17 protein-coding genes are annotated in these 17,616 nt (G+C 42.1%); 11 read left to right on the plus strand and 6 right to left on the minus strand.

Annotated features, from left to right (window positions below):
* The first annotated feature begins 134 nt into the window (after positions 1–134).
* The 5 genes from A3775_RS03575 (at position 135) to rnhA (ending at position 6,794) form a co-directional block, all read left to right on the plus strand.
* Positions 135–1,328 (plus strand): FtsW/RodA/SpoVE family cell cycle protein, encoded by a 1,194-nt coding sequence (locus A3775_RS03575; RefSeq protein WP_066423887.1) that lies wholly within the window; start codon positions 135–137, stop codon positions 1,326–1,328.
* Positions 1,329–1,414: 86 nt separating this feature from the next.
* A complete protein-coding gene (locus A3775_RS03580; RefSeq protein WP_066423889.1) occupies positions 1,415–3,067 on the plus strand; it encodes an ABC transporter substrate-binding protein in 1,653 nt (550 codons plus the stop codon).
* Positions 3,068–3,316: 249 nt separating this feature from the next.
* On the plus strand, positions 3,317–4,342 hold the full coding sequence (locus A3775_RS03585) for an ABC transporter permease (protein WP_066423890.1): 1,026 nt from the start codon (positions 3,317–3,319) through the stop codon (positions 4,340–4,342).
* A gap of 195 nt (positions 4,343–4,537) precedes the next feature.
* Entirely contained in the window at positions 4,538–5,761 is a 1,224-nt protein-coding gene (locus A3775_RS03590; RefSeq protein WP_066380706.1) for a glycosyltransferase family 4 protein, read from the plus strand.
* 124 nt (positions 5,762–5,885) lie between these two features.
* Positions 5,886–6,794, plus strand: a complete 909-nt coding sequence (rnhA, locus tag A3775_RS03595) for a ribonuclease HI (RefSeq protein WP_066381014.1) — start codon at positions 5,886–5,888, stop codon at positions 6,792–6,794.
* A gap of 51 nt (positions 6,795–6,845) precedes the next feature.
* Here rnhA and cruG read toward each other — a convergent pair whose 3' ends face one another.
* Together cruG and cruF are read right to left on the minus strand one after the other, a co-directional pair.
* A complete protein-coding gene (gene cruG / locus A3775_RS03600; protein WP_066424005.1) occupies positions 6,846–8,045 on the minus strand; it encodes a 2'-O-glycosyltransferase CruG in 1,200 nt (399 codons plus the stop codon).
* Between the two features lie 267 nt (positions 8,046–8,312).
* Entirely contained in the window at positions 8,313–9,218 is a 906-nt protein-coding gene (gene cruF / locus A3775_RS03610) for a gamma-carotene 1'-hydroxylase CruF (protein ID WP_066381015.1), read from the minus strand.
* A gap of 267 nt (positions 9,219–9,485) precedes the next feature.
* On the opposite strand from cruF, the gene A3775_RS03615 reads away from it, so the two are divergent.
* The gene (locus A3775_RS03615; RefSeq protein ID WP_066380712.1) at positions 9,486–9,932 is read left to right on the plus strand and encodes a hypothetical protein; all 447 of its coding nucleotides are present in this window, start codon (positions 9,486–9,488) and stop codon (positions 9,930–9,932) included.
* A 70-nt stretch (positions 9,933–10,002) separates the two neighbouring features.
* Here A3775_RS03615 and rpmA read toward each other — a convergent pair whose 3' ends face one another.
* Both rpmA and rplU read right to left on the minus strand, forming a co-directional pair.
* A complete protein-coding gene (rpmA, locus tag A3775_RS03620) occupies positions 10,003–10,281 on the minus strand; it encodes a 50S ribosomal protein L27 (RefSeq protein WP_066380715.1) in 279 nt (92 codons plus the stop codon).
* A 32-nt stretch (positions 10,282–10,313) separates the two neighbouring features.
* Complete coding sequence (rplU, locus tag A3775_RS03625) at positions 10,314–10,709, minus strand: 50S ribosomal protein L21 (RefSeq protein ID WP_066380717.1); 396 nt, start codon at positions 10,707–10,709, stop codon at positions 10,314–10,316.
* Positions 10,710–11,118: 409 nt separating this feature from the next.
* Here rplU and A3775_RS03630 point away from each other — a divergent pair, with 409 nt between their 5' ends.
* Together A3775_RS03630 and A3775_RS03635 are read left to right on the plus strand one after the other, a co-directional pair.
* The gene (locus A3775_RS03630) at positions 11,119–11,268 is read left to right on the plus strand and encodes a DUF2281 domain-containing protein (protein ID WP_231866935.1); all 150 of its coding nucleotides are present in this window, start codon (positions 11,119–11,121) and stop codon (positions 11,266–11,268) included.
* 82 nt (positions 11,269–11,350) lie between these two features.
* Positions 11,351–12,439 carry a DNA polymerase beta superfamily protein gene (locus A3775_RS03635; protein WP_066380720.1) on the plus strand — a complete coding sequence of 363 codons (1,089 nt, stop codon included), beginning with the start codon at positions 11,351–11,353 and terminating at the stop codon, positions 12,437–12,439.
* Positions 12,440–12,610: 171 nt separating this feature from the next.
* Here A3775_RS03635 and A3775_RS03640 read toward each other — a convergent pair whose 3' ends face one another.
* Both A3775_RS03640 and bchI read right to left on the minus strand, forming a co-directional pair.
* Positions 12,611–12,910 carry a hypothetical protein gene (locus A3775_RS03640; RefSeq protein WP_066380722.1) on the minus strand — a complete coding sequence of 100 codons (300 nt, stop codon included), beginning with the start codon at positions 12,908–12,910 and terminating at the stop codon, positions 12,611–12,613.
* Between the two features lie 61 nt (positions 12,911–12,971).
* Positions 12,972–14,096, minus strand: coding sequence for a magnesium chelatase ATPase subunit I (gene bchI / locus A3775_RS03645; protein WP_066380724.1), 1,125 nt, complete (start codon positions 14,094–14,096; stop codon positions 12,972–12,974).
* Between the two features lie 705 nt (positions 14,097–14,801).
* On the opposite strand from bchI, the gene A3775_RS03650 reads away from it, so the two are divergent.
* From A3775_RS03650 to A3775_RS03660, 3 genes are all read left to right on the plus strand, one after another.
* Positions 14,802–15,125 carry a hypothetical protein gene (locus tag A3775_RS03650; protein ID WP_066423894.1) on the plus strand — a complete coding sequence of 108 codons (324 nt, stop codon included), beginning with the start codon at positions 14,802–14,804 and terminating at the stop codon, positions 15,123–15,125.
* A 447-nt stretch (positions 15,126–15,572) separates the two neighbouring features.
* Positions 15,573–17,102 (plus strand): photosystem II chlorophyll-binding protein CP47, encoded by a 1,530-nt coding sequence (gene psbB / locus A3775_RS03655; protein WP_066380728.1) that lies wholly within the window; start codon positions 15,573–15,575, stop codon positions 17,100–17,102.
* A gap of 93 nt (positions 17,103–17,195) precedes the next feature.
* Positions 17,196–17,303 carry a photosystem II reaction center protein T gene (locus A3775_RS03660; protein ID WP_066380730.1) on the plus strand — a complete coding sequence of 36 codons (108 nt, stop codon included), beginning with the start codon at positions 17,196–17,198 and terminating at the stop codon, positions 17,301–17,303.
* The last annotated feature ends 313 nt before the right edge of the window (positions 17,304–17,616 follow it).

Genomic DNA, 17,616 nt, shown 5'->3' on the forward strand with positions numbered 1-17,616 from the left:
CGCGCAGCGTCTCCGTTAGGAGAAGTTCTGATGTCTACGACAAGCCGCTTGCGCGTCTACGGCGGAAGCCGCCGCTCAGACTTCTCTCTGCGTCCATCTGCGTTCAATTTTAACTAATTTACCTATACTGAATCGTGAATCTACGCAACCTGATTCCAATTTTTGATAATTCCGTCACCGAATGGGGATTAGAAGCGCGGTTACTGCGCTGGTTAACATTTACTTGGCTATTTGTCGGATTAATTATTTTATTTTCCGCATCCTATGTAGTAGCCGATGTGCGTCAAGATGATGGTTTATACTACTTTAAACGCCAAGTCGTTTGGGGATTAGCCGCCCTAGTAGGATTTAATCTGATTGTGAATCAACCCTTGCAAAAAATCATCAATGTATCTCATTGGTGGTTAGGGTTATTTTTATTGTTAATTTTTTTAACTCTCGTGCCAGGATTAGGCAAAAAAGCCTTTGATGCAGCCCGTTGGATAGCAATAGGGCCGATTCCAGTGCAACCCTCAGAACTAATTAAACCATTTTTAGTATTGCAAAGTGCGCGTCTATTTGGTCAATGGGAAAGAATACCTTGGCGAGTGCGATTTACTTGGCTGGGGATTTTTGGCTTAGTAATTTTAGGAATTCTCGCCCAACCTAACTTGAGTACAGCATCGCTGTGTGGTATGACTATATGGCTAATTGCGCTAGCTGCTGGTTTACCTTACAAATACCTAGGAGGAACAGCAATTGGTGGGTTCTTATTAGGATTACTCAGTATCAGTATTAAAGAATATCAACGTAGACGGGTAATGTCATTTCTCAACCCTTGGGCGGATGCAACAGGAGATGGCTATCAATTGGTACAAAGCCTTTTAGCCATTGGTTCTGGTAAAATTTGGGGTGCTGGCTTTGGAATGTCGCAACAAAAGCTGTTTTACTTACCAATTCAGGATACAGATTTTATTTTTGCCGTCTTCGCCGAAGAATTTGGTTTTATTGGCAGTATTGTACTGTTGCTGATGTTAGCCACATTTGCGACTTTAGGGTTAATTGTGGCATTAAAGGCGAAAAATCCCATACATCGATTAGTAGCGATAGGGATTACTATTGTCATGGTAGGACAATCACTGTTACACATTGCAGTAGCCACAGGAGCATTACCAACTACAGGCTTACCCTTACCCATGTTTAGTTATGGTGGTAACTCCATGATTGCTAGTTTAATCGGTGCAGCATTGCTAATTAGAGTCGCGCGGGAAAGTAGCGAAGCGGAGGTAGTACCCTTAATAAGACCCCAGGAAAAGAATCCCCGTCAACGTCGGCGAAGTTTAAGATAAAATAAATCTACATTAACCCTAAAAAATTCGTTATGATTGGCACTCATGTAGTATGATTACTGGCTAATTTTACAAATCACAGTGCCATGACTTGGTTTTCCTTATCAGGGAGAAGATGGGGACGGGTAACAAAATTTCTGTCTTTGTTCTCTCTATGTTTATTGTTAGTTATCAGTTGCGGACAGCAACCACAAACAACTAATGTATCTTCTAGTTCAGGAAGTACAGCTGCGGGTGATGGACGGATTACTATAGGGACAACATCCAAACCGAGAACTTTAGATCCAGCCGATGCTTATGAATTAGCGTCCTTGGGTTTAGTATTTAATATGAGCGATCGCCTCTATACTTACGAACCAGGAAGCACAGAAATTAAACCACAACTAGCAACAGCATTACCAAAAGTCAGCGCAGACGGCTTAACTTACACAATTCCTCTGCGTCAAGAAGTCGTATTTCATGATGGCACACCCTTCAACGCCAAAGCAATGGAATTTAGCATCAAGCGATTCATTGAAAACAAGGGTAAACCGTCCTTCTTACTAGCCGACACAGTAGACTCAGTAACCGCCACAGGCGATTATGAACTAACAATTAAGCTGAAAAAACCTTTTGCAGCTTTTCCTTCCCTCCTAGCCTTTTCTGGCGTGTGTGCTGTTTCACCCACAGCGTATGAACTGGGCGCAGGGAAATTTAAACCAGATATTTTTGTGGGAACAGGGGCTTATAAATTGGCGCAGTATGGTACAGACTCCTTGCGTCTAGATGTGTTTGATAAATATTGGGGAGAAAAACCAGCAAATAACGGAATTAATTTACAAATTCAAACTAGCCCAGTCAACTTGTTTAATGCTTTCCGTACCAATGCGGTAGATGTAGCGTACTTGTCACTACAACCTGATCAAATTCGTAGCTTAGAAGAAGGTGCGAAAAAAGGAGATTGGCAAGCGATTACGGCGCAAGGTAGTGTAGTTAGTTATTTAGTGTTGAATCGCAATCAACAACCATTAGATCAACCAGAAGTGAGACAGGCGATCGCTGCTATAATTGAACGACCCTTATTAAATGAGCGAGTCTTATACAGTCAAGCCGACCCGCTTTATAGCATGATTCCCACCACATTCAATGTTTCCCAACCATTATTTAAAGATAAATATGGCGATGGTAACTTTGAAAAAGCAAAACAATTGTTAACTGCTGCTGGTTACTCCAAAGAAAATCCAGTCAAAATTCCCGTTTGGTATCCTTCCAGTTCACCCACGCGCAGTTTAGCAGCACAAACATTAAAATCCCTTGCCGATACCAGAATGGAAGGCATAGTACAATTAGAAGTCAACACAGTAGAAGGCGCGACATTTTTTAAAGACATTTCCAAAGGTTTATATCCCGCCGCATTACTAGATTGGTATCCAGACTTTCTCGATCCAGATAACTACGTGCAACCATTCTTATATTGCCAAAAAGGCTCAGAAACTAAAGGTTGTGAAGACGGTGGAAGTCAAACTCAGGGGTCGTTTTACTATAGCGAAACCATGAATAAATTAATTGACGACCAACGTCAAGAACAAAATCCCGCAGCCAGACAGAAGATTTTTGAGCAAATTCAAACACAAGTAGTGAATGATGTTCCTTACGTTCCCCTATGGCAAAACAAAGATTATGTATTTGCCCAAAAAGGTGTAAGTAACGTCAAACTAGACCCCACCCAAAACTTAATTTATCGCACCATCAAGAAATAATAATTGGGTAATTCGTAATGTCTAATTATGAATTACCCTTCAAGTGAGGTACAGTCAGAAGGGAACGCAGATAAACGCAGAGAGAAGTCTGAGCGGCGGCTTCCGCCGTAGACGCGCAAGCGGCTTGTCGTAGACATCAGAACTTCTCCTAACGGAGACGCTGCGCGAACGGTGTAAACGCAGATAAATCTGTAGCTTAGTAGATTAGAAAACGCTGTATTAATTTTGAATTTTGAATTTTGAATTATTATGTCTCGTTCTAAAGCTTTACAATATTACATTTTATCCAGGTTGCTGCTAGCACCACTCCAGTTATTAACCATTATTACCATAGTATTTTTATTACTAAGAGCCACACCAGGCGACCCAGCCGATGCGATTTTGGGTGGACGTGCGCCAGAAGCAGCTAAAGAAGAATTACGAAAACAATTAGGATTAAATTTACCCTTGTGGCTGCAATATCTCAATTACTTAGGTAATGTACTTCGGTTTGACTTAGGAACATCATTAACCAGCCGAGGACAGCAAGTTTGGAATATTATTGCACAACATTTTCCCGCAACCGTAGAGTTAGCAATATCTAGTATGCTAGTTGCGCTGATTGTTGGCGTTATCGTTGGGATACTATCAGCATCTCGCCCTGGAACATCCTTTGATATTGGCGGAAGATTATTTGGAATTATCACTTACGCACTACCAATGTTTTGGGCAGGAATGCTATTACAATTAATTTTCTCAGTCCAACTCGGTTGGTTTCCTAACTCCAACCGCTTTCCACCCAATTTAGACCCTCCCATAACAATTACAGGACTATATACCATTGATAGCTTACTCAGAGCTAACTTTACTCAGTTTTTTGCAGCTTTACATCATTTAGCCCTTCCCAGCCTCACACTAGGAATTTTGCTGAGTGGAATTTTTGAAAGAATTGTTAGAGTTAACCTCAAACAGACCCTGCGAGCCGACTACGTAGAAGCCGCTAGAGCCAGAGGAATCACTGAAAACAAAATTTTAGTCTCCCATGCCTTAAAAAATGCCTTAATCCCCGTAATAACCGTCTTAGGTTTAACCTTTGCCTCCCTATTAGGCGGTGCGATTTTAACCGAAGTGACATTTTCTTGGCCGGGGCTAGCAAATAGACTATATCAAGCCATCGCCGATCGCGATTATCCCACAGTTCAAGGCGTGCTAGTCTTCTTTGGAGCGATCGTCGTCAGTGCCAGCATACTAATTGACATACTCAACGCCTATGTTGACCCACGCATTCGCTACTAAAAATTGACTCTCCCCTAACCCACCACCTCAAAACAAACCTCCGCGCCCCTCCGCGTTTAAAAAACCAAAGTAGACACAGGCGCACTCTTCATTGTGCGCCTTTACTGTATAGATTTTCTTTATAGTGCAGAATTCAAGAAAATACAGCAGATATATTGAAATCAGCAAGCCTTAATTAAACCCTCTTAATAATTCATGCGAGTTCTCTTTCTCCATTCCAACTTTCCGGCGCAGTATCGTCATGTAGCCCAAGCCTTGGCGAAAGACCCCAAAAATCAGATAGTTTTTGCCACCAAAAATCAAGATGTCACCCTTCCTGGTATCAACAAAGCAATATTTGCACCTAGCCGGGAAGCGCACCCTACAACCCATCACTACGTCAGACCCCTAGAAAATGCGGTTTTACATGGTCAAGCAGTATTTAAGTTAGCTGAACAACTAAAAAAACAGGGCTTTGTACCTGATGTGATTTATGGTCATTCTGGTTGGGGGCCGACTTTGTTTATGAAAGATGCTTTCCCAAACACACCTCTAATGTGTTATTTTGAGTGGTTTTATAATGCCGTTGGTTCAGATGCAGATTTTGACCCAACAGACCCGCTAACAGTTGATGATATAGCACGTATCCGTGTCAAAAATGCACCAATTTTAATTGATTTATATACCTGTGATTGGGGTTTATCGCCAACATATTGGCAAAAAGCTCAGTTCCCCAAAGAATTCCATCCCAAGATTTCTGTGCTGCATGATGGAGTCGATACGGAATTCTTTAAACCCAACCCAGGCGCGAAATTAGTATTACCTAATCTAGACTTATCCGGTGTTGATGAAATTATCACCTATGTAGGGCGAGGAATGGAGCCTTATCGTGGGTTTCCGCAATTTATCGAAACCTTGGCCTATGTACAGGAACGCAGGCCGAACTGTCATATAGTCATTGTAGGGTCAGATAGAGTTTGTTATGGCAAGTCTTTACCAGATGGTATGACCTACAAAGAATTGATGCTGAAAAAAGTACCGCTAGATTTATCACGGGTTCACTTTACTGGGTCATTGCCCTATCATCTATACTTACAAGTAATTCAAGCATCATCAGCCCATATTTATCTCACTAGACCGTTTGTTCTGTCTTGGTCGATGATTGAGTCTATGGCGACGGGATGTTTAGTAATTGGTTCTGATACCGCACCTGTGAGAGAAGTGATTAAAGACGGTGAGAATGGTTTGTTGGTGGATTTTTTCTCACCCCAAAAAATTGCAGACCGCATTGATGAGGTACTAGATCATCCTACCCGCATGGCAGAACTTCGAGCCAATGCCCGGAAAACTGCCCTAGAGCGTTATGATTTAGCCAGATTATTACCTCAGCATTTGCAATTGATTGAAGATGTTGCTAACGGCTCAAAATCCATTGCCTAAAGTTTGTAGTAAGGACTTCAGTCCTTACTCTCAACAAATCAACTTAACTGTGTAAACTTATATATTGCTTCCTATCTTGTGCCGCTAAAGTCGTTGCGTACCAATGCGGTTTAATATTTTTACTATGTCTACTCAACCGATAATCGAAAGTATATACACAGATGGTGCTTGCACCGGTAATCCTGGCCCTGGGGGTTGGGGTGTGGTTGTCTATTTCAATGATGGCTCAATTCATGAAATGGGCGAGGCTGCCAGCCATACCACGAATAATAAAATGGAAATGCAAGCTGCGATCGCCGCTTTAAAATTTTTCCACGCTTCTGGACAAACTCAACCTATCACCCTCTACACTGATAGCGAATACTTGATTAACTGCGTTACCAAGTGGGTAAAAGGCTGGAAGCGCAAAGGCTGGAAAAAAGCCGACGGCAACCCCGTACAAAATCAAGACTTACTCGAAATTTTAGACGAACTGAATACTATGCAAGTCAATTGGCATCATGTACGTGGTCATTCTGGTAACGTCGGTAATGAACGCTGTGATGTGATTGCTCGCAGTTTTGCTACTGGCAAAGTCCCATCTTTACAGCAATTATCTGCATCTTTTCCTTACAAATCTTTACCTAATCCCAACGCAAATACTGTAACAAAAGTACCTAATTATGTTACAAACTCTACAATAGTTAATAAAAAAACACAAGAAGTCGGTACTTCTGTAACAAACACAACCACTATGGAACCACCTACCGCACAAGCGGCGGCTACAATCGAAGACAAGCTACCCGAACATCGGGTTGACCAACTGCGTAACTTAATCGAAACTCTACGTATTGCTGACGAAATAGCCGCTAAAGGCTACCTGATCACCAGTTCTGAGTTAGCAGATTTGATGGATGTTCACGCCAGTGCTGTCACCAGTCGCGGAGACCAATGGCGTTGGCGAAATTGGATAGTGTCACGGGTGAGACGCGAAGGTAATCAAATTCTCTGGGAATTAGAACGAGGCGATCGCCTGGGAGGTGAAGAAGATTAATTGAGTGCTGAGTGATTCTAGAGACGCGATTTATCGCGTCTCTAAGCATTTTTACTGTTGACTATATTTTCTACCTCGCCACTCCTTGGGCTGACGAAATGCAGATAAAAAGATACGCAACACTGCCAAAGGGTCAGCCAAAGGAGACAACCAGAACAGCCAACCACCTTGAGCATTTTTTCTGTCATAGGAAGGAGCGATCGCTAATAGCATAGCAAAGCGAATCACCAATAAAAATACATTCAATCCCAATAAACCCTGTAAAGGCAACACCGCAGGCAAGGGCAGCAGTAACGAAACTAACAAATAACTTAGTAAAATCAGGATGGGTAAACCTTGCACTGCCGACAATAACCATAAATCTCCCCAAACCTGCGCTTGCGGTGATGCGTCTTTGAGGTCGAGACTACGCCCCCATTCTTTCCAAGTTTCTCTCGCACCCTCATACATTCGTACCTTCAGCACCTTTGCACCGTCTAAAAAGCCTACCTTAAATCCTTGGGCAGCAATATAACGTGCTAAAGTGACATCATCACAAAAAGAACTACTCGCACTACTATAACCACCCACAGCCGCCAACACAGAACGCCGACACAAAAAGCATTGACCATTAGCCATGACTCTTTGTGGTTGGTCTGTAGTAATCCCTGCCGGGTCAAAGCGGTAAAGTAGAGTCATCAACAATGCAGGTTGCAGCCAACATTCCCCAGGATACTTGAGGATAAACTGAGGAGACAGGGAAACCAAATCATAACCCTGTACTGTTGCGGTTTTCACTAAGCTAGCCACTAACCCAGGATGAGGCTGTGTATCAGCATCCATCCCTAAAAACCATTGACTATCTTCTGCGCTAAACAAAAAGCCATTATGCAAAGCCCAAGGACGACCAACCCAACCAGGGGGTAAAGGGTCATCATTCATCAAGCGAAAGCGCGGGTCTTGTTGCTGTGTCGCTTTTACTAAGTCGGGAGTCCCATCTTGAGATTTGCTATCTACAACAATAATTTCTCGCACTTCGTAACTTTGCCGACTCAAACCTGCTAACAATGGGCTAATGCGAAGTGCTTCATTTAGCGTAGGCACTACAACGCTGACACTACCGAACATCTCTGGTGTGGGCTGTTGCGGTTGGATAGGGGGGTTACGTCTTGGCCCCTTGAACAGACGAGAAAGCAGTATTGCTGTTGCAGGTAATTGCAAAACTAACAGTAGTAATGAGAGGATGCTGACTACTGTGACAGCGTTATCCACGGTAAAAATATTCTGCAATGGGAATCTTTACTATAACTAAGATGTATTTTTTAGCGAATTGGGGATTGGGGATTGGGCATAAACAAGTCAAAAGTCACACATTCAAAAGACAAAAGTCAAGAATTGTGGGAAAAAATCTCCCCTACACCCTGCGGTTAAAGCTCACGGAAGCCCCTACAATGCCATTTCCGATTACTCAACAATTCTTTAATTTTGAATTTTGAATTTTGAATTTTGAATTGATTTGTCCCCATTCCCTAAACACGTTTACTTCAAAGCAACTTTAACGCTAGCCACAGAGACTTCATTGGCTGGTTCGACGGCAATTTGGGCGGGAGAAGCTGAACTGTTCCACCATAACGCCAAAGCAGGAGCTACACCTAAGACCAAGCCCAATAATACAGGAATGGAAAACCCAGCAGCCAAGCTCATCACAGTAGCAAAACCAAAGTTGCCGAGATAAATAGCTAGTGGTACATTTAGCTGCGATCGCTCAAATTTGATTGGCTGATTTCTCCACAACAATGCCGCCACAGTCATAAATACCGCACCAGTACCCAACCAGCCAGCAAAGTTTTGATAAGGCATCCCAAAGAACGCCCCTGGTTGTTGCCAATACCAGAAGGGTAGGGAAGTTTGGCTCATTGCCGGATCAAGTACAAAATCCCAGGAAGTCAGCAACAATGCACCCAAGCCAATCGCACCTACATGACGCAACAAACTGGGTTTTTTGTCAACTTCTAAACCAGCACGCCCCAACAGATAGGCAGAACATCCCACATAGAACCATGACAAAGGAATGGTAAATGGTACTAAACCTGCGATTTTATACCCCAAGCCACTTAAGTAACTGTAGTGTCCAAAAGGAAAACCTGTGCTAGTTCCTAAAAGTTCACTGGTTAAGGAAATCAAGACCGCAGGCAGCATAAACCCCAAAATACGACCTAAACCTAATGTCCGCAAGCCATACAAAAATACAGCTGCTGCACCCAAGATCATATAGACCACACCACCACCAGCCATACTCCACTGCATGGCAGTCTGTCCAATCTCGGATAAGTGTAAAATCACTTCGGCATTAGGTATAACCAGTAGTATACCTACCAATCCAAATACCATTGACACAATATGACCGATGAGGCTGACGCGCTCAACGATAACAAGCTGTTTGATCATAATTCCTTAAACACAATGTGATAATTCGCTACTCTGCTGCTAACAGTTTACAAATATTTACGAAAAAATTTAACTATTTTTTACCCTAATCTCTGCGAAAATTTGTTGAACTTGCTTGTCACAGCATAACAATCTGTGAATTACATCTACAAAAAATATGATGATAAACTTATAGTCTAAGCTATTGCTGCCACAATACATTCAGATAACTGATTTAATCTCTAGTTCATCCCATAACTAGACTAGCTATTAATACACCAACCCATGCTAATTGTCAACAAAATTCCCTGGATAGCCTTAACGCTATTACTACTTAGCTACAGTACCTTGGGTTGGGTATTATCTGAGGCAAAAGCCCCTTGGTTTGTGTGGCTCGCCCTGGTACTAACATTATTACTGTTGGTAGGAATTTTAACCGCTCCCTATGCAACAATAGCAAAATACTTCGGTGTTTTCTTTGGCTCAAATACTAAGAGTTTCATTGCTACCGTATTCGGAGCATTTTTATTTTTCATCATGCTTGCCTGGTTTCGCGTATTTCTTGATACATTGCTGATTATTTCTGCTGCTATACTAGCGAGAATTGATTTTCAATCAGCTGGTTTTAAAGAAGGACAAGCATTTATAATTACGTCTATTTTCTCCATTGCTGGCGTAGGATTAGGCGCGCTGATAAATATGATATTTATGCAGCGATTATTACTGTGGTAATCGCTGGTTATTTCTGGCATCCTACTAAAACCTAAATTTTAGGGTGGGCATTACCCACCCTGAGAATTATCTAGCTAGCTACTGCTTCTGCTGCAACTGCTGGATAAACACTGACTTTTTTGCGGGATTTACCTTTTCTTTCAAAGGTAACTACACCATCAACCAAAGCAAACAAAGTGTCATCTTTGCCGATACCGACGTTGTTACCAGGGTGAAATTTGGTTCCCCGTTGACGCACAAGAATATTACCCGCGCGTACAGCTTGCCCACCAAAACGCTTCACACCTAGACGCTGGGCATTAGAGTCACGACCGTTACGTGTACTACCTGTTCCTTTCTTATGAGCCATAATTTCCTGTTTTTATCGCTTCTTCTTTACTATTATTCAGCAGTTTCCGCACCTGGGGTACTAGCAACACCAGCCTCAGCAGTTGCGTCTGCGGGTGCGGTGAATACAGTACCGTTAAGGGTGATGGAATTAATCATTAGTCTAGTGATTTCCTGGCGATGCCCCCGTTTTTTGCGGGTTTTCTTTTTGGGCTTCATTTTATAAACCAGGACTTTGCGCCCTCTCAGATGGCGCATCACTGTTCCTTCTACTGTTGCCCCTGAGACTAACGGCTGTCCAATGGTAACTTCACCGTCATGCTGCACCAGTAATACAGAATCTATTGTAACTGTTGCATCTGGTTCAGCAGCGAGCAGTTCAATATCATAAAAACGACCTGGCTCTACTCTTAATTGTTTGCCGCCAGTTTCAATAATTGCGTAGGTCATGTAATTGTCCTTGAGGTTGCCGTACAGGTAGCTGGACTTTATCTGTTGTAGATGTCAGCTTTTGTAGGATGTCTACCTGATCCGAGCAGGAATTAGACAGACAATCTAAAATCATATACCATCCAATAGTGTTAAGTCAAGTCAGTAGCCATAGGTTATGACTAGGGATTTAGAAGTATTGAGCAGAGGAAAATTTATCAATAATTTCGACATGAGTTTACGAAATTTTGAAAGTCGTTGATGTAGTCAATAGCGACACAGAACAGCACCAATAAATCTGAGCAACTACCGGATATGTTTGCTCAGATTTTCCCTTTAGAGCCAGCTTCGATTTGTAGAGTGATAAATTAGGCGATCGCCTAACATAAACAAGTAACATAAAATTAGACTCTACTAAGGAGAAGCTGAGATGACTGCTCAAGCTGTCGATATCACCTCAGAATTAATTGCTAAACTGCAAACCCTCGCACCGGAACAGCAACAGCAGGTTTTAGATTTTGTAGAATTTTTAGCACAAAAATATTATCAACCTGAACAAATGCCTGAGAAAAGGTACTAGGTTTAAATCAAGGTGAAATTTGGATGAGTGATGATTTTAATGAGCCTTTACCTGATGAATTTTGATATCTTAAATTATTGCTATGAAAAGAATAGAAGTTGAAAAAAGAACTATTTTAATTGGTTTAGCAGGTAGTCATGGCTATGGGCTAAACCGCCCTGATTCTGATTTTGATTTCCGAGGTGTGTTTATCGCGCCTAAAAGATATTATTTAGGATTTGATCGCATCGAACAAAAAGATACTGGTTGGGATGAAACAGGAATTTTTTCGTTTATTGATGGTAATAAAGATACAGTTATCTATGAACTAAAAAAAGTCCTTCAGTTATTAGCAGGTGCTAATCCCAATGTTTTAGAATTGCTGTGGTTACCTAATTACCCGGTTTTAACTTCAGTCGGACAGCATTTAATTAAACACAGAAAATTATTTTTAAGTAAGAAAGTTAAACATACTTACTCTGGCTATGCTTTTGCTCAAATCAAAAAGATGGAAACTCATCGGAAGTGGTTGTTGAATCCCCCGCAAAAGAAACCACTACCATCTGATTTTGGCATGGAAAATGAACAGCCTTTGATTAAAGATGAATTAAATGCTTTTTTAGAGTATTTGTATATTTTAATTAGAGGGAAAATAGAATTTTTAGAAGAAGCTGAACAATTATATAAATTGCTAACGGCTGATATTGATTTTAAAGGGTTACTAAAACAATACACTTTACCTGATGAGGCTTTGGAATATACCCAAAAGTTAACTAATAGCCGTAAGGATTTTATTCGCCTATTACAGAAAAGCCAAAATTACCAAATAGCGTTAAGAGAATGGCAAGCTTATATATCATGGCAAGAAAACCGCAATCCCGCTAGGGCGGAAATGGAAAGAAAGTCAGGTTTTGACTTGAAACATGGGATGCACTGCATTAGATTACTACGCAGTGGTTTAGAAATATTGCAGACAGGACAAATAATTGTAGATAGAAGAATAGCGGGTGATGTGGAGGATTTAAGAGCTATTCTCAAGGGTGCGTATTCTTATGAAGAGGTGATGAAAATGGCAGATGATTTAGTTGCTCAAATGGAATCTGTCTATGAAAATTCAAGTTTACCTCATCAACCAGATTTAGAGCAAATTAATGATTTGTGTATGGAATTAGTGGAAATGGAAGGGTGGTAATTAATTCAAAATTCAAAATACCCTACGGGAAGCAAGCTACAAAATTCAAAATTAAAGAATTCTTGGGCATTGGGAATAACAATATGTAGGGTGCGTCAGTCAGAGAAACCCTTGATATTCCCAGAAATGATTCGTACTGACGCACCCTACTAACTGACTTTACGATAGCCATTAGTCAAGAGTTTTGATTAAGTCGGCGAAACCGTAGAAACTGATAAGACATAATAATACTGCTGTGAGTTGGGTAAGTCTGGTTTGGGGTGAGGGTGCGATCGCCTCTCGCACTAAAATAGAAATAGATGCACCAATCACCAAGCTTAAGCCCAAGACTAAATAGGGTAGTTCTGGTAAAATCGTCGCTACAGCTAACATGGCGATCGCTAGCATCAACATCACTAACTCTACAAACCGAGGCGGATTGTATTGGCTAGCTAAAATCAAGCTGTTTAACCAAAATTGCCAAACTCTCATGAGTGCTGAGTGATGAGTTCTCAGTGAACAGTTAATCATGATTACTGTTCACTGACGATAATTACCGGACACCTGTCTTCATTTGACCAGCACCGTTTTTCTGTGCCGCATCATCTTCTGGTAGTTCTACACCAAAAACACGGGCAAAAACTTTTTCGACTTTATAACCAGAATCAATTGATTCTAAGGGGTCTTTCCGCAGACGGTGACGTAAACATAAAGTAATTACACGGCGAATATCATCAACTGTGACTTCTGTACGTCCCTCAAAAGCTGTTAAAGCTTTGGCGGCGCGGTTAGTCACGATATCACCACGTAAACCGTCTACATCTAATTCTGAACAAACCTCAGAAATTTTCACCCGCAGGTCATAGTCAAGCTTAACTTCTGGTAAAAGCTTTTGCGCGTTGACTATTTTTTGTTGGAGTGCTTCTTGGTCAGTTTTGTGTTTTTCCAGAAATGAGGGCGGATTTTGGTCAAATTCTGACCGTTGTTCGACAATTTGCACCCGCAAAGCTGGTTCTTTAACCGTGTGAATTTCTGCGTGCATCCCAAAGCGGTCAAGTAGCTGAGGACGTAATTCACCTTCTTCTGGGTTTCCAGAACCGACCAAGACAAATCTTGCCGGGTGACGGATAGAAATACCTTCCCGTTCTACAGTGTTCCAGCCACTAGCAGCAGAGTCGAGGAGTACGTCTACTAGGTGGTCATCTAACAAGTTGACCTCATCCACGTAGAGGATACCCCGATTTGCTTTAGCCAGCAGACCTGGTTCAAAAGCTTTCACACCTTCAGATAAAGCTTTTTCAATGTCGATAGTGCCACATACCCGGTCTTCCGTAGCACCGAGGGGTAGGTCTACCATTTGAACTTTTTTCAGTTCTAAGGCAACTTCTGCCCCTTGGTCAACCTTTTGGCGGACTTCATCACTCATCAGGTCGGGGTCGCTGGGGTGGCTGTTGAAGGGGTCATTGGCAACCACAGGAATTTCTGGTAATAGGTCAGCCAGCGCCCGGATAGTTGTGGATTTGCCGGTACCGCGATCGCCCATAATCATTACACCACCAATTTTGGGATCAATCACGTTTAACAGCAGTGCCAGTTTCATTTCTTCCTGGCCCACAATTGCCGTAAATGGAAATACCACGCGACGCGCACTTGCCGTGGATTGAGCAGTTGGAGTCACTAAATTACCTTAACAATATTTTTCTTATTACAGTTCTTTATTGTGCCACACTTAGGGCTTCGGGGGAGCGAACAGATCAGATGTAGATTCTAGTTGGGCAAAATTTCATTCTTGGCGACTCGAACAAACAGAACCACCCACCGGGCTTTTGCGGTTTCCTAACTTCTAGAGAGTGGCGAAAATATTTTTCTTGATCAGAGGCTATGCCAACATGCAGAGTCTCATGAATAATTTCGGTGTTGAGCAGCAATTTTTGGTATTAGTATTGCCACCGAATATCATTAAGTTTTTCTTAAGAAGAATAACCAAATCATTTTTATAAAAAACACCGACATTATTTAGTCAAAATCTCAAACATTGACTAAAATTGTCATAAATTCACGATTACCAAAGAATGAGGTTTGTTAAGCGTCTCAAGCAGGAACAATCTTTAACATTAATTAATAATAAAAATTGAGTTATTGTTACTTGGTTGTAGCCTGCACAGACAATTGCTACTAAAATCTAACCTCAGAGAAATCGTTTTTTTAGTATCTCAGGGTTATCTTGTGGAATTAGGTAGACTAAGGAGTAATTAATTACTACAACACTCCAAAGTCACCATGATGGCTTAACTAACAAATCTCATGTTTATACATCATCTAATGCGATGGTGGCGAGACTGTAAACAGCAGATTATAAAGTTACAATAGTGAGACTAAAACCGTGAAATATTTCTTTCTTGCTGAAGGATGGACTGTAGGCAGAGTGTGGGCATCTGATGGACTATGGCAGATAACCGCATGGCGACGACAACCAGATATTCAACGCCTAAATATTTGTTTAGTAGAAAAAAATGAATTAATGTGGCTGTACCGCATTGAAGATAATGTGTTAACCGTAGAAGTGAAACCAAGCACATCAGAATTTGTAAATCAAACTATTGGTCAAGTTGTAATAAAACGCTTGCTGACGGCTGAACAAGTAATTGAGCGACTAGGAACTGCTCAAGCCAAGTGTCATTTGCAAAATATCCAATTAGTCGTTTAGGGGATGAGGGGGATGAGGGAGCGGAGGAAGAAAAACTTTTACCCAGTCCCCAATACCCAGTCCCCAGTCCCCAGTCCCTTCCAATCCCAAAATGTAAAGATTTATAAAAATACGCAAAATATATATTAACGGCGATTCATGGCAAGATAAATCTTACAGACCATCTGAGCGCATCTATTTACACGCTTGCAAACAGTTCCATCAATAGTTACACTTTTTTAAATAATTCTCATTTTTACTTAGCGATCGCTAGCATCTGGGATAATTTCTCCGAAATGTGTCAGCATTGCTAAGGCGGCCATATCTAGCTGACAAAGCTGGATGATGGCAAAGCTCAGGCTCTGGCAGTAAAAAAATCAGAGAAGTCCGAGGTGAGGCTTCCAACCTTGGCACCTTAAGTAAGAAAATTGTTTTGTAAACATAACTCATCGAGGAGGAGCGTAGTCGATGGGACTACCCTGGTACCGAGTACATACAGTCGTTCTGAATGACCCAGGCCGACTGATTTCTGTACACTTGATGCACACAGCCTTAGTGGCAGGCTGGGCTGGTTCAATGGCTTTATACGAATTAGCTATTTATGACCCCAGCGACCCAGTTCTCAACCCCATGTGGCGGCAAGGAATGTTTGTGCTGCCCTTCATGGCGCGGTTAGGCGTTACCCAATCTTGGGGCGGTTGGAGTGTGACTGGAGCTTCAGCAGTTGATCCTGGTTTCTGGTCATTTGAAGGCGTTGCCGCAGCTCACATCGTTCTGTCTGGTTTATTATTCTTAGCTGCCGTTTGGCACTGGGTTTACTGGGATTTGGAACTCTTCAGAGATCCCCGCACTGGCGAACCTGCTCTAGACTTGCCAAAAATGTTTGGCATTCACCTGTTCTTATCTGGTTTACTTTGTTTTGGTTTTGGTGCTTTCCACCTCACAGGTCTATTTGGCCCTGGAATGTGGATTTCTGATGCCTATGGTATTACTGGTAGCGTGCAACCAGTAGCACCAGAATGGGGGCCAGCCGGTTTTAACCCGTATAACCCCGGTGGTGTAGTGGCTCACCACATCGCTGCTGGTGTTGTTGGTATTATTGCTGGTTTATTCCACCTGACAGTTAGACCACCCGAAAGGCTCTACAAAGCCCTGCGGATGGGTAACATTGAAACCGTACTCTCTAGCAGTATTGCAGCAGTATTCTTTGCGGCTTTCGTAGTTGCTGGAACAATGTGGTACGGTAGTGCTACCACCCCCATTGAACTGTTTGGGCCTACCCGTTACCAATGGGATCAAGGCTACTTCCGCCAAGAAATCGAGCGTCGTGTGCAATCTAGCGTAGCTCAAGGTGCAAGCCTTTCTGAAGCGTGGTCACAAATTCCTGAAAAATTGGCTTTCTACGATTACGTTGGTAATAGCCCCGCTAAAGGTGGTTTATTCCGTACAGGGCCAATGGTGAAAGGTGATGGTATTGCCCAATCTTGGCAAGGTCACGCCGTATTCACAGATGCTGAAGGTAGAGAATTAACTGTACGTCGTCTACCCAACTTCTTTGAAACATTCCCAGTTATCCTGACCGATGCTGATGGTATTGTCCGCGCTGACATCCCCTTCCGTCGGGCAGAATCTAAGTATAGCTTTGAGCAAACAGGCGTAACTGTTAGCTTCTACGGTGGCGATTTGGATGGTAAAACCTTTACCGATCCCGTCGATGTGAAGAAATATGCCCGGAAAGCTCAAGGTGGAGAAATCTTTGAATTTGACCGCGAAACCTTAAACTCTGACGGTGTATTCCGTACATCTCCTAGAGGTTGGTTTACCTTTGGTCACGCTATATTTGCTCTATTCTTCTTCTTTGGCCATATCTGGCACGGTTCTCGGACAATCTACCGAGACGTATTTGCTGGTGTGGAAGCGGATCTAGAAGAGCAAGTGGAATGGGGTCTATTCCAGAAAGTGGGTGACAAAACAACCCGCCGGAAGGAAGCTCTTTAATTTCCAGGGATGGGCGATGGGGAGAAGAAAATTTTTCTCATCACCCAATCCTCAATACTTTAATTACTAGCTGGATAGGCAGGAGCTTTTAACATGGAAAGCGTTGCGTACATCTTAATTTTGACCCTGGCAATTGGTGTTCTCTTCTTTGCGATCGCATTCCGCGAACCCCCTCGCATCGAGAAAAAAGAAGATAAGTAGGTCATTGACACCAAACATTGACACTCAGATCAAATTTGTATCCGTTGTTTCTACACTCAGGAACAACGGATATTTTCCGGTTTTGCTTTTTGAGCAATGTAGCTAAAATAGTTATAGTTAACTAATAGTTTTCCATGAGCAACGGGGGCATAACTCCTAAAAGCAGAACTTGGTTAATAAATTTGTGAATAAATCTTGTTCAGATAGTTATGATATAATTATCTATCTGGAAGTTGATATGTGTTAATACTAGCTTTTCTAGGCTAGGATTAAAAAAAGTCGGTGTACACTACCATTTAGGCAGTTGCATACA

The sequence above is a fragment of the Anabaena sp. 4-3 genome (genome assembly GCF_001597745.1).
Taxonomy (GTDB): domain Bacteria; phylum Cyanobacteriota; class Cyanobacteriia; order Cyanobacteriales; family Nostocaceae; genus Trichormus.

Bases quoted from the DNA above. Each gene is read 5' to 3' on its own strand.
- A3775_RS03580 (WP_066423889.1), top strand. From the start codon at position 1,415: ATGACTTGGTTTTCCTTATCAGGGAGAAGATGGGGACGGGTAACAAAA.
- A3775_RS03585 (WP_066423890.1), top strand. From the start codon at position 3,317: ATGTCTCGTTCTAAAGCTTTACAATATTACATTTTATCCAGGTTGCTG.
- A3775_RS03590 (WP_066380706.1), top strand. From the start codon at position 4,538: ATGCGAGTTCTCTTTCTCCATTCCAACTTTCCGGCGCAGTATCGTCAT.
- rnhA (WP_066381014.1), top strand. From the start codon at position 5,886: ATGTCTACTCAACCGATAATCGAAAGTATATACACAGATGGTGCTTGC.
- A3775_RS03615 (WP_066380712.1), top strand. From the start codon at position 9,486: ATGCTAATTGTCAACAAAATTCCCTGGATAGCCTTAACGCTATTACTA.
- rpmA (WP_066380715.1), bottom strand. From the start codon at position 10,281: ATGGCTCATAAGAAAGGAACAGGTAGTACACGTAACGGTCGTGACTCT.
- rplU (WP_066380717.1), bottom strand. From the start codon at position 10,709: ATGACCTACGCAATTATTGAAACTGGCGGCAAACAATTAAGAGTAGAG.
- A3775_RS03630 (WP_231866935.1), top strand. From the start codon at position 11,119: ATGACTGCTCAAGCTGTCGATATCACCTCAGAATTAATTGCTAAACTG.
- A3775_RS03635 (WP_066380720.1), top strand. From the start codon at position 11,351: ATGAAAAGAATAGAAGTTGAAAAAAGAACTATTTTAATTGGTTTAGCA.
- A3775_RS03640 (WP_066380722.1), bottom strand. From the start codon at position 12,910: ATGAGAGTTTGGCAATTTTGGTTAAACAGCTTGATTTTAGCTAGCCAA.
- psbB (WP_066380728.1), top strand. From the start codon at position 15,573: ATGGGACTACCCTGGTACCGAGTACATACAGTCGTTCTGAATGACCCA.
- A3775_RS03660 (WP_066380730.1), top strand. From the start codon at position 17,196: ATGGAAAGCGTTGCGTACATCTTAATTTTGACCCTGGCAATTGGTGTT.